General features: G+C 71.6%; 8 protein-coding genes. 2 read left to right on the top strand and 6 right to left on the bottom strand.

Annotation, left to right across the window (positions count from 1 at the left end):
* Positions 1–208 precede the first annotated feature (208 nt).
* Complete coding sequence (locus ACFTXQ_RS11715) at positions 209–1,438, top strand: hypothetical protein (RefSeq protein ID WP_382638761.1); 1,230 nt, start codon at positions 209–211, stop codon at positions 1,436–1,438.
* Between the two features lie 63 nt (positions 1,439–1,501).
* Here the strand turns inward: ACFTXQ_RS11715 and ACFTXQ_RS11710 are convergent, their stop codons facing one another.
* The 6 genes from ACFTXQ_RS11710 to ACFTXQ_RS11685 form a co-directional block, all read right to left on the bottom strand.
* Positions 1,502–4,531 carry an alpha-mannosidase gene (locus ACFTXQ_RS11710; protein ID WP_382638758.1) on the bottom strand — a complete coding sequence of 1,010 codons (3,030 nt, stop codon included), beginning with the start codon at positions 4,529–4,531 and terminating at the stop codon, positions 1,502–1,504.
* A gap of 59 nt (positions 4,532–4,590) precedes the next feature.
* On the bottom strand, positions 4,591–5,361 hold the full coding sequence (locus tag ACFTXQ_RS11705) for a carbohydrate ABC transporter permease (protein WP_382638896.1): 771 nt from the start codon (positions 5,359–5,361) through the stop codon (positions 4,591–4,593).
* Between the two features lie 50 nt (positions 5,362–5,411).
* The gene (locus tag ACFTXQ_RS11700) at positions 5,412–6,233 is read right to left on the bottom strand and encodes a carbohydrate ABC transporter permease (protein WP_382638894.1); all 822 of its coding nucleotides are present in this window, start codon (positions 6,231–6,233) and stop codon (positions 5,412–5,414) included.
* A gap of 110 nt (positions 6,234–6,343) precedes the next feature.
* Positions 6,344–7,678, bottom strand: coding sequence for an ABC transporter substrate-binding protein (locus ACFTXQ_RS11695; protein ID WP_382638756.1), 1,335 nt, complete (start codon positions 7,676–7,678; stop codon positions 6,344–6,346).
* Between the two features lie 309 nt (positions 7,679–7,987).
* Positions 7,988–8,923 carry a serine/threonine dehydratase gene (locus tag ACFTXQ_RS11690; protein ID WP_382638754.1) on the bottom strand — a complete coding sequence of 312 codons (936 nt, stop codon included), beginning with the start codon at positions 8,921–8,923 and terminating at the stop codon, positions 7,988–7,990.
* 14 nt (positions 8,924–8,937) lie between these two features.
* A complete protein-coding gene (locus ACFTXQ_RS11685) occupies positions 8,938–9,579 on the bottom strand; it encodes a TetR/AcrR family transcriptional regulator (protein ID WP_382638751.1) in 642 nt (213 codons plus the stop codon).
* Positions 9,580–9,774: 195 nt separating this feature from the next.
* Between ACFTXQ_RS11685 and ACFTXQ_RS11680 the strand changes: the two genes are divergently transcribed.
* Positions 9,775–11,472, top strand: coding sequence for a ricin-type beta-trefoil lectin domain protein (locus ACFTXQ_RS11680; protein WP_382638748.1), 1,698 nt, complete (start codon positions 9,775–9,777; stop codon positions 11,470–11,472).
* Positions 11,473–11,547 lie beyond the last annotated feature (75 nt).

Here is an 11,547-nt window from a genome sequence, read left to right as displayed (position 1 = left end):
CAACTAAGTGCACAACCGGGTGAGGGCAGCGGGCCCGGGAATTCCATGGCCTCCGGGGCCAGGCCCGCCCCACGCTGTGGCGGAGTTCACGCCCCCCGGCCCCGAGGCGCGCAGATGGCCGCATTCCGACCTTGTCGGCCCCTGCCTCCCTCTCTAGCGTCACAGGGCGCTGGGACCTCACGCCGGTGAGGTCCATGAGGGGGGACTCATGAACAAGGCGCTACGGCGCGCCCTTGCCGTTGCCGGGGCACTGGCCATCCTGCCGCTCGCCGGCTTCTCGGCGCAGGCGCAGCCTGCGGCCCCGCTCTCCGCGGACGCGGTCGCCGCGATGAGCCCGGAACGGCAGGCCGAGGTGCTCGAGCCGCTGAGGGCCGCCGCCGACGCCGTGGCCCAGGTGGGCCTGGGCCCGCGGGCCGACATCTACACCCAGGTGGAGATGGCCCCCGACTACCGCTCCGTCAACGTCTACCTGACGGATCCGCGCGAAAGCCGGGCCTTCCTCGCCGCGGTGCGGCAGACCGACCCGAAGGTGAACGACCGGCTGATCCACGTGGTGCAGGCGAAGAAATCCCGCCAGGACCTCATGAAGGAGATCTCCGGGATCACCGGACGCTCCGACCTGCCCTTCACCGTCTCGCTCGCCGGCAGCTCCGCCGACGGCAGCGTCATCGAACTCTCCGTGGACGATCCGCGGGCCGCCGAGGCCTACCTGGCCTCACCGGCCGTCGCGCAGCAGCGCACGGCCTCATCGGCCACGCCCGTCCGCGTCAGGCAGGCACCGCCGTCCCGGCCGCTGAACCGCTGGAACGACACCTCGCCGTTCTACGCGGGAGCCGCCCTCGGGCCCGCCTACGGCAGCCAGTCGAACTGCACCAGCGGGATCCCGGCCGTCAGCACCTGGGACGGCCGCCAGTGGCTGGTCACGGCCGGCCACTGCTACAACGTCAACGACAACGTCTGGACGGCCGGCGGCAACTACATCGGCCAGGTCAAGTTCAAGAAGCCCGAGATCGACTCGCTCTTCATCGAAGCCCCCACGAACCGCTATACGTGGGACGGCGTGGACGCGAACGGCTACACCCGCTACCTCAACGGCGTGCGCAACGTCGCGGTGAACGACTTCACCTGCCAGCTGGGGTACAACTCCAAGGTGGTCTGCAACATCCGCACGGTGTACGCGGGCAACGCCAAGTGGAACGTCAACGGCACCGATGTCTGGGGGAGTTACGGCGTGCCCCACTACGGCGGCATCGTGGGCCGCGGCGGCGACAGCGGCGGCCCGGTGATCTACATCAACGACCAGAACTCGCGTCAGCTGAACGGCATCGTCAGCTACGGCTGGGGGTGCAACGCCTCCCAGGAATGCAGCACGGGTCTCGGCTGGGTCGACGTCTGGTCCATCTTCAACGGCTTTGCCATCAAGTTGAATCCGTCCTGAGCCGTACGGAGCCAGGTGCCCCCGACCGGCTCGGTCGGGGGCACCCCCGTATCGGCAGGGCTGTCAGGCGCGGTGGAGTCGGACGGTGAGGATCTGGAACGGGCGCAGGGTCAGGGGGATCGCGCCCTTCGCCGTGGGGGCTCCCACCGCCGAGGCCGGCAGGGGGCGCTCCAGCAGGTCGCTCTCCGTCGCCCCCGCGACCGGGAAGTCCGGCGCGAGGGTGGTCCGGGCGCGGCCGCCGCGGGATTCGTAGAGGCGGACGATCACGTCGCCGCTGCGGTCCTCGGCGAGTTTGACGGCCTCGACGACCACCGCGTCGTCGTCGACGGAGAGCAGCGGGGCCACCGGGCCCGCGCCGCGCAGCGCCCGCTCCGGCAGGTTCAGGGCGTGGCCCTCGCGGACCGCGTCGCCGAGGGTCGCGCCCGGCGCGAGCGAGAACCGCAGGGTGTGGCGGCCCTGGTCGGTCTCCGGGTCCGGATAGCGCGGGGCCCGCAGCAGGGAGAGGCGGACCGTGGTGGTCTGGCCGCCGTCGGGCCGCACGTCGCGGGTGACGTCGTGTCCGTAGGTGGAGTCGTTGAGCACCGCGACGCCCCAGCCGGGCTCCTCCGCGTGGATCCAGCGATGGGCACAGATCTCGAACTTGGCGGCCTCCCAGGAGGTGTTGGTGTGGGTGGCCCGGTAGACGTGACCGAACTGCGTTTCGGACGCGGTGCGGTCGGCCTTCACGTCCAGCGGGAAGGCGGCCTTGAGGAACTTCTCCGTCTCGTGCCAGTCCACGTCCGCGACGATGTCCACCGTCTTGGCCCCGGCCCGCAGCGTGACCGACTGGACCACCGAGGAGGAGCCGAAGGAGCGGGTCACCGTCACCGTGGCCGAGGACTCGCCGCTCTCGGTGACCTCCATGGTGTCCAGGCCGACGAGGTCGGTGACCTTGTGGCGGTAGAACTCGTCGACGTCCCACGCGTCCCACATGTTCGGGAAGTCGGGGTGGATCTGGAGGAGGTTGGCCGCGGCGCCCGGGGCGAGCGACTCCCGGCCCGCTTCGAGGTCGTACGCCGAGACGATCAGGCCCCGGCCGTCGATCTCCACCAGCAGCCGGCCGTTGGCCAGGACGTGCCCGCCGCCGTGCCGCTCCTCCACCGTGACGGGCTGCCGGGGGTCCCCGGCGGCCGGCCGGCCCGCTCCGCCGGCCGGGACGCCGCGGCGCGCGTGCGGGGCGCAGTTGAAGACCAGCTCCTCCTCGCCCTGCCCCGCCAGCGCCTGCTGCGCGGCGAGGGTGATCCCCTGGAGCTCCTCGCGTACGGCCGCGTACGTCGCGCGCGCCTCGCGGTGCACCCAGGCGATGGAGGAGCCGGGGAGGATGTCGTGGAACTGGTGCAGCAGCACCGTCTTCCAGATGCGCTCCAGGTCCTCGTACGGGTACCCGAAGCCCGGCACGCGCACGGCGGCGGTCGCCGCCCACAACTCGGCCTCGCGCAGCAGTGATTCGCTGCGCCGGTTGCCCTGCTTGGTCTTGGCCTGGGAGGTGTAGGTGCCGCGGTGCAGCTCCAGGTAGAGCTCCCCGGCCCAGACGGGCGCGTCCTCGTACTCGGCGTGCGCCTTCTCGAAGAAGGCGTCGGGCCGTTCGATCTCGACCCGCGGGGAGCCTTCGAGGTCCCGCTGGCGCCGGGCGCGGGCGAGGTGCTCGCGCGTGGGGCCGCCACCGCCGTCGCCCCACCCGAAGGGCACCAGGGAACGCGAACCGCGGCCTTTCTCCCGGTAGTTGCGGGCGGCGTGAGCCAGCTGGGCGCCGCCGAGGTCGGAGTTGTAGGTGTCGACGGGCGGGAAGTGCGTGAAGACGCGGGTCCCGTCGATGCCCTCCCACCAGAAGGTGTGGTGGGGGAACTTGTTGACCTGGGACCAGGAGATCTTCTGGGTCAGGAACCACGTGGAGCCGGAGAGCCGGACGATCTGCGGCATGGCGGCGGTGTAGCCGAAGGAGTCCGGGAGCCAGACGCCCCGGGTCTCGATGCCGAACTCGTCGAGGAAGAACTTCTTGCCGTAGAGGAACTGGCGGGCCATGGCCTCACCGCCGACCATGTTGGTGTCGGACTCCACCCACATCCCGCCGACCGGCACGAACTGCCCGTCCGCGATCTTCTTCTTGATCCGTTCGAAGAGCTCGGGCCGGTGGGTCTTGATCCAGTCGAGCTGCTGCGCCTGCGACATGGCGAACACGAACTCGGGGTGTTCGTCCATCAGGCTGACCATGTTGGAGGTGGTGCGGGACACCTTGCGCACCGTCTCGCGCAGCGGCCACAGCCACGCCGAGTCGATGTGCGCGTGGCCGACCGCGCTGATCCGGTGCGCGGAGGCGTGGGCGGGGGCGGCGAGCACCCCGGCCAGCTCGGCGCGGGCCGCGGCCGCGGTGCCGGGGACGTCGCCGGGGTCGACGGCGTCCAGCGCGGCGCCGAGGGCGCGCAGGATCCCGTACCGGCGCGCGTCTCCCGTGCCGAGCTGCGTCATCAGGTCGTAGAGGACCTCCAGGTCCTGGACCAGCTCCCACACCTCGGTCTCGAAGACCGTGAGGTCCATCCGGGCGAGCCGGTAGAGCGGCTGGTCGCCGCTGGTCAGCGTGTCGCCCTCGTACGTGGCCGAGTGGTCGACCAGGACCGGGTTGGAAGCGGCCTCGACGTACCACTCGACCCGTTCGCCGCCCTCGGCGCGGTCGGCGACGCGCACCCAGTCGTTGTACGGGTTGAGGGCCTTGACCTCGCCGCCGTCGGGGCGGTGGACCAGGCCCTCGCACTGGAAGCCGGGCATCATGCGGTCGAAGCCGAGGTCGAGGACGGCCTCGACCGTACGGCCGGCCCAGGCGGCCGGGACGGTGCCGGTGACCTTGAACCAGGTGGTGCCCCAGGCCGGGCCCCACGCGTCGCCGATCGCGCAGGGCCCGTACGGCGCCGCGAGGCCTTCGGCGACGGGCACGGGCTCGCCCGGGGCCTCCCAGCGCTCGATGGTCAGCGGGACCGGATGGGTGTGGACGGCGGGCTTGATGCGCTCCGCGAGGACCCGGCGGAGGCGGTGTTCGGTGATGCTGCGGTCGTCGTGCATGAGGGCTGCTCCAGGAGAGGGGTGTCGTGGACGCGGCAGGACGGGGTCGCGGGCTCGGCTCAGGTCTTGACGGCTCCCTCGCCCACGCCCTTGAAGAAGAAACGCTGGAGGGCGAAGAAGAGGAGCATCATCGGGAGGAGCGCGGCCATCGCGCCGGCGGCGATGAGGCGCTGGTCGTTGACGGTGGTGGCGCCGGCCAGGGTCTTCAGGCCGAGCTGGAGCGTGTAGTGGTCGCTGTTGGTCAGGACCAGGAGGGGCCAGAGGAAGTCGTCCCACGCCCCCATGAAGCTGGTGATGCAGACGACGGCGAGCGCGCCCTTGGCGGCGGGGACGAAGACCCGGGTGAAGCGGGTCCATTCGCCGGCGCCGTCGAGCACCGCGGCCTCCTCCACCTCCTTGGGGACGGCGAGGAACGCCGCCCGCATGATCATGATGTTGAGGACGGACACCGCGCCGGGGAGCCAGACTCCGATGAGGGTGTCGACCAGTCCCAGCTCGCGGACCGTGAGGAACATCGAGATCATCACGGATTCGAAGGGGAACATCAGGCTCGCCACGAGCACGGTGAAGACGGTCTTGCGGCCCTTCCAGCCGGCCCGGGAGAGGGCGTACCCGCCCATGGCCGCGAACAGCAGGTTCGAGGTGACGGCGAGGGCGGCGACGATCAGGGTGTTGCCCGCGTACTGGAGCAGCGGGAACGATTCGGCGACGCGGACGTAGTTGTCGAGGGTCGGCTGCGAGGGCAGCACGCCGTCGTACACGTTCTCGGTGCGGCCGCGGATCGAGGTCAGGAACTGCCAGACGATCGGGCCCAGCATGACGACGAGCATCAGCACCAGCGTGGCGTACCGGACGGCCCGGCCGGTGCGGGGGCGGCGGCTCACTCCTCGTCCCCCTTGGACAGGCGGCGGCCCAGCAGGCTGAAGACGAGCGTCAGGAGGAACAGCAGGATGGAGATGGCGGAGGCGTAGCCGGTCTCGCCGGAGAAGCCGAGGCCGACCTGCCGGATGAGGAAGGGCAGGGTCCGGGCGCCGCCGCCGGGGCCGCCGCTCTCGCCTCCCAGGATGTAGATCTCCGTGAAGACCCGCAGGGCGGAGATCGCGGAGAGGGTGCCGACCAGCAGCATCATCGGCTTCACCTGGGGGACGGTGATGCTGAAGAAGCGGCGCACCGGTCCGGCGCCGTCGATGGCGGCCGCCTCGTGGAGGGAGGCGGGGACGTTCCCGAGCGCCGCGAGGTAGAAGACCATGTAGTACCCGAGGCCCTTCCACACGGTCACGATCATCGCGGAGACCAGCAGCATCGTGCTGTCGGTCAGGAACGGGACCGGCTCGGAGACGATGCGCAGCCTCTGGAACAGGGTGTTGACGAGGCCGTCGCTGCGCAGCACCCACTGCCAGATCAGGCCGACGACCACGGCGGAGGCGATCACCGGGGTGTAGAAGGCCGAGCGGAAGAAGCCGATGCCGGGGATCCTGGCCTCGACGAGGACGGCGAGCGCGAGCGGCAGGAAGACCAGGCACGGGACCACGACCACGAGGTACAGGACGCTGTTGCCGGTCGCGACCCAGAAGTCGGGGTCGGCGAAGGCGCGGACGTAGTTGTCGAAGCCGGTGAAGGTGCCGCCGCGCAGGACCTGGGCGCTGGTGAAGGAGAGGATGACGGTGTTGACGAACGGCCAGAGGCTGAACAGCGCCACCATGACCAGGCCGGGGGCGAGGAACAGGTACGGGGTCCACCACCTGCGGAGGTGCGGCCCCGTCCCGGCCTCCCTCGTCCGCCGGTCCTTCCCGGTGCGGCGGGTGGCAGCCGTCACTTCGTGACCGCGTTGGCGAGGAGCTTGTTGGCCTCCTCCTGGGCCTTCTTCACCGCCGTACGGGCGTCCTGCTCGCCCTTGATCGCCTTCTGTACCTCCCGTACGACGGCGTCGCCGACCTGGTTGGTCCACTGGACGGGGGTGTTGGCGTCGAGTGCGGCGGTCTTCAGCTGCTCGGCGCCGATGGCGCGGGCGAGGGTTTCCGCGTCCTTGCCGTCGCCCTTGTCCGCGAAGCGCGGGTCGGCGAGGCCCTGGGCGTTGGACGGGTAGATGGTGGCCTTCCTGGAGAACTCCACCTGGTTGGGGCCGTTGGTGACCCACTTCGCGAACTCGACCGCCGCATCGAGGTGTTCGGTGTCCTTCTTGATGCCGAGCGACTGGGCGTAGATGCCTATGTGGCCGAGTTTCCCGGTGACGGCTCCGGCGACCCGGGTGTTGGCGTAGACCTGTGGGGCGTTCTGCTTGATGTCCCTGACGAAGCCCGGGGAGCCGGGACCGAAGACGATCTTCCCGCCGCCGTAGAGCTGGTTGATGTCGTCCGACTTGAGCAGGGACTCCTTGGGCATGGCGCCCTTGGCGTACAGGTCCTTCATCCGTTCCACCCACGCGACGGCCGCGTCGGTGTCGAAGGTGAAACGGTCCTGCTGCCGGTTGAGGATCGGGACGCCCATCTTCTGCCAGTCGCCGGGCAGCCGGCCCTTGGGGTCGGCCATGAAGGCGGAGTACCGGCCGCCGGACCTGGCGGCGATCTGCTCGGCGTAGTCGAAGAACTGCTCCACGCTGGCCGGCGGCCTGGCCGGGTCCAGGCCCGCCTTCTCGAAGAGTTCCTTGTTGTAGGTGAGGATCTCCGGGGTCACGTACCAGGGGTACGCGTACACGCCGTCGCCCTTGCCGGGGAGCTTGAACTGCTCCCAGGCGCCGGGCACGTACTCCTTGGCGGAGTCGCCGTCGAGTGCGGCCACGTCGGCGAGCATGCCGCGGTCGCCGAGGAGCTGGAAGGAGTCGGTGGACAGGTTGACCACATCGGGGAGGGCTCCGGCCTGGGCGTCCGCGACCAGCTTCTCGTTGTAGCCGTCGCCCGGCACGTCCTCCCATCTGACCTTGACCTCGGGGTACTTGCTCTCGAAGGCGTCGATCACGCCCTGCACGTAGGCCGTGAAGGCGGGCTTCAACTGGAGGGTGCGGAAGGTGATCCCGCCCGCCACCCTGCCCGTCCTCCCGGCCTCCCGTACGTCCCCGGATCCGCCGCCCAGGCCGCAGGCGGCGGTCGGTAAGAGGGCTGCGGCCACCAGGGCGGCCACGGCAATCCGGGTCGGGCTCGTACGGGTCATCGTCGCCGCCTTCGCAGAGGCCCGGCCTCATTGCCGGGGGCGGTGCCCACGGTCGTCCGAAAGGAAGACCTCGTCAATGAGGCGGAAGTCCCACTGGCCGGGGGTGCGCAGGTGCCGAATGACACAGGAGGGCCTCGGTCTCTCGCCCCGCCCCCCTTCCCACGGCTCACGACCTGGACTAACGCGCTTTAGCACAAGGGCAGTTGAGGGTCATGTCGATTCGGTGACGACCCGGCTTCCCATCAAGGGAATGACTTCTTGTCGACGGTTCACCAGGGCCCGCACTAATGCGCTTTATCCCGCACGCCCCTATGCACCGGGAGCCGTCAGGTCCCCGGGGTCCGTGTTGGCCCCGCACAGGATGACGGCGACCCGCTCCCCCGGCGGCTGCGGCGCGCCGCGCAGGGCGGCGAGGGCGGCGGCGGCCCCGGTCTCGACCACGATCCGGTGCTCTTCCCAGAGCGCGCGCCGGGCGGCCGTGATCGCATCGTCCGGAACGAGGACGGACCGTACGTTGTCCTGCCGGGCGGCGGCGACCGCGTCCGCCGAAACCCGGGGGGCTCCCAGGGAGTCGGCGGCCACGGAGTCCACGGTGACGTCCACCGGGCGGCCCGCAGCCAGGGCCGCGTTCAGGGCCCGGCAGTTCTCCGGCTCCGCCGCGATCACCCGTACGCCGTGCTCGCGGGCGGCGGTGGCGACCCCGGCGAACAGTCCGCCGCCGCCGACCGCGACGACCACCGTGTCCAGCCCGGGCAGGGCGGCCCGGATCTCGTCGAGGAGGGTGCCGGCGCCCGCCGCGATGAGCGGGTGGTCGTAGGCGTGGCTCCTCAGGGCCCCGCTCCCGGCGGCGAACTCCTCGCAGGCGGCCAGCGCTTGGTCGTAGCGGTCGCCGACGAGCCGCACCTCGGTACCGTAGCCGCGCAGCCGTTCCACCTTCACGCGCGGAGCGTTGCCGGGCAGGAACACGGTCGCGGGCACGGACTGGGCGCGGGCCGCCCAGGCGCAGGCGAGGCCGGCGTTTCCGCCGGAGGCGATGGTGACGCCCGCGGCGGGCAGGGTGCCGGCCGCATGGTGGGCGGCAAGGAAGTTGCGGGCGCCGCGGGCCTTGAAGGAGCCGGTGTGCTGGAGGTACTCCAGGGCGTACCAGACACCCTCGGCCGCCGGGGCGACGGCGACCGGCCGCACGGCGCCCGCGATCCGGTCGGCGGCCGCGCGCACGGCGGCGTAGTCGAGCTGCTGTTCCATGAGCGGACTCCTCGTCAGGCGGTGGGTCGGGCTGCTTCGATCAGCTGGCGCAGGGCCCCGTAGTACACCTCGTGGTCGGTGAGCGGTGGCAGCACCTCGGCCAGCCCGCCGGAGAGCACCGGGAACTCGGCCGGATCCAGCGCGGCCAGGGCCGCCCGCGAGGCGGCGGTGACGCCGGCCGGGTCCCGGTGGTCCACGAAGGCCGCACTGCCCAGGGTGAGCAGGTACATGCGGCGGTAGGCGGTCATCGCCTCGGCGGTCGACATCCCCGCGGCCACGCTGTCGGCGAGGGCGGGCTCGACGAGCCGGGCCAGCAGCTGCCGCCCGAGCCAGGGCCGGCCGCCGCGCAGGACCAGCAGCCCGGGGTGCGCGGTGAGCAGCCGGTAGAGGGCGGTGAAGCGCTGCTCGGTCGCCTGCGCCCAGTCCGTGCCGGCGGGGACGTCGGGCAGCTGCGCGGCGAGGTGCTCGGTGCACAGGTCCAGCAGGCCGGCGAGGTCGGTGCAGCGGCGCTGGACGGTGGCGTGGGAGACCTCGAGCCGCTCGGCGAGGGCGCGGAAGCTCAGCTGCCCGGGCCCCTCCTCGTCGAGGATGCGCAGGGCGGCGACGGCGATCGCCTCGGGTGTGGCGCGGTCCAGGGCGGCTGATGTCCTCGGCATGAGATACACCGTAACATACCGCGTACCATACGTCGTATCACCGCTCTCCCGTGCGATCGACTACGGCCATATTGCTGGTCATTGACGGATAATCAACGACGTTCGTTGACAGCGGGTAGTCACCTGGCTGCACTGGGCGCACGACTGCACTCGATCACTCGACCGCCGCCTCCGCCCCCACGCCAAGGAGACTCCGTGCCGCTCCGCCTGCGCGCCTCGCTCCCCTGTCTGACCGCGGCCGCCCTGTTCGCCCTCGCGCTCTCCCCCGCCCCGGCGGGAGCCGAGCCCACCGCGACCTCGGACACCCCGCTCGCGCTCACCCCGCCCATGGGCTGGAACAACTGGGCGCACTACATGTGCGACATCGATGAGGCCAAGGTCGTCGCGAACGCCGACGCGCTCGTGTCCACCGGCCTCGCCGCCAAGGGCTACGACACGGTCACCGTCGACGACTGCTGGATGACCAAGAGCCGTGACGCGCGGGGCGCGCTGGTCGTCGACACCGCGAAGTTCCCGCACGGCATGGCCTGGCTCGGCGACCACCTGCACGCCAAGGGGCTGAAGTTCGGCATCTACCAGGACGCCGGCTCCCTCACCTGTGAGAAGTACCCCGGCAGCGGCGCCCCGCAGGGCGGCGGTGAGGACCACTACGCCCAGGACGCCCGGCAGTTCGCCTCCTGGAAGGTGGACTACGTCAAGATGGACGGCTGCAACCTGTGGGTGCCGGAGGGGAGGACGAAGGAGCAGGCCTACCGGGACGCCTACAACGCGGTGGCCGCGGCCCTGCGCGCAAGCGGCCGGGACATGGTGCTGTCGGCGTCCGCGCCCGCCTACTTCCAGCAGGGTGAATGGGGCGGCTCCGACTGGCACAGGGTCCTCGGCTGGGTCGGCGAGACGGGCCAGCTGTGGCGCGAGGGCAAGGACATCAAGGTGTACCGGCCCGCCGCCCCCGGTACGTCGCGGTGGAGCTCGGTGCTGGGCAACTACGGCTACAACCGCTGGCTCGGCCGCTACGCGGGCCCCGGCAACTGGAACGACCCCGACTTCCTGATCGCGGGCGCGCCCGGGCTCAGCGCGGCCGAGAGCCGCAGCCAGGTGGCCCTGTGGGCCATGATGGCGGCGCCGTTCATCCTGTCCTCCGAGGTCTCGAAGCTGACCCCGGAGGGGCTCGCGGCCCTCGGGAACACCCGGATGATCGAGCTGGACCAGGACCCCATGGGCCGTCAGGGCGCGGTGGTCTCCTCGAACGCCACCTTCGAGATCCTCGTACGGCCGCTGGCCAACGGCGACCGCGCGGTGGCCGTCCTCAACCGGTCGGCCACCGCCCGGGACATCGCGGTGCCGCTGGAGGAGATCGGCCTGCCCGCCTGCACGGTCGACGCGACGAACCTGTGGAACGGGGAACGCCGGGAGCTGACCGGGACGTTGACCGGGAAGGTGGCCTCTCACGACACCGGGGTCTGGCGGCTCACCCCGCGCGGCTGCGCGGAGGCCGTGCCGACGGGGCAGATCGTCGGCGACGGCGTCCGCTGCGCCGACGGGGCCAACACCACCGCGGTCGGCGCGGTCGTGCTCGCCGCGTGCACCGGCGCCCCCGACCAGCGGTGGACCCTGGACCGGGACGCGCGCCTGCGGCTGGCCGGCGAGTGCCTGTCGGCGGGCGAGGACGGCCGGGTCGAACTGGCGGACTGCGCGTCGGAACCTGCGGAGCCGGCGGAGCAGCCCGGCCAGAGGTGGGCGCACCGGCGCGGCGGCGCCCTCGTCGAGGAGACGAGCGGGCAGTGCCTGACGGCCCCCGCCCCGGCCGCCACCCCGGACGCCCCGGCCGAGCGGCTGCGCCTGACCCCGTGCGGCGACCACCGGGTCGACCAGACCTGGTCCCTGCCGGTCTGACGGGGGACGAATGACTCATCCCATGCCCCCGACCGGCCCCGCGCCACACCCGGCGCCTCCCGACTCGGCAGCCAC

The organism is Streptomyces sp. NPDC057010, from assembly GCF_042673805.1.
Lineage (GTDB): Bacteria > Actinomycetota > Actinomycetes > Streptomycetales > Streptomycetaceae > Streptomyces.
This window is presented reverse-complemented; position numbering and strand designations above follow the sequence as displayed.

What these genes read in the sequence shown, in the direction of transcription:
- ACFTXQ_RS11715 (WP_382638761.1), top strand. Translation starts at nt 209, where the DNA reads ATGAACAAGGCGCTACGGCGCGCCCTTGCCGTTGCCGGGGCACTGGCC.
- ACFTXQ_RS11710 (WP_382638758.1), bottom strand. Translation starts at nt 4,531, where the DNA reads ATGCACGACGACCGCAGCATCACCGAACACCGCCTCCGCCGGGTCCTC.
- ACFTXQ_RS11705 (WP_382638896.1), bottom strand. Translation starts at nt 5,361, where the DNA reads ATGCTCGTCGTCATGCTGGGCCCGATCGTCTGGCAGTTCCTGACCTCG.
- ACFTXQ_RS11700 (WP_382638894.1), bottom strand. Translation starts at nt 6,233, where the DNA reads ATGGTGGCGCTGTTCAGCCTCTGGCCGTTCGTCAACACCGTCATCCTC.
- ACFTXQ_RS11695 (WP_382638756.1), bottom strand. Translation starts at nt 7,678, where the DNA reads ATGACCCGTACGAGCCCGACCCGGATTGCCGTGGCCGCCCTGGTGGCC.
- ACFTXQ_RS11690 (WP_382638754.1), bottom strand. Translation starts at nt 8,923, where the DNA reads ATGGAACAGCAGCTCGACTACGCCGCCGTGCGCGCGGCCGCCGACCGG.
- ACFTXQ_RS11685 (WP_382638751.1), bottom strand. Translation starts at nt 9,579, where the DNA reads ATGCCGAGGACATCAGCCGCCCTGGACCGCGCCACACCCGAGGCGATC.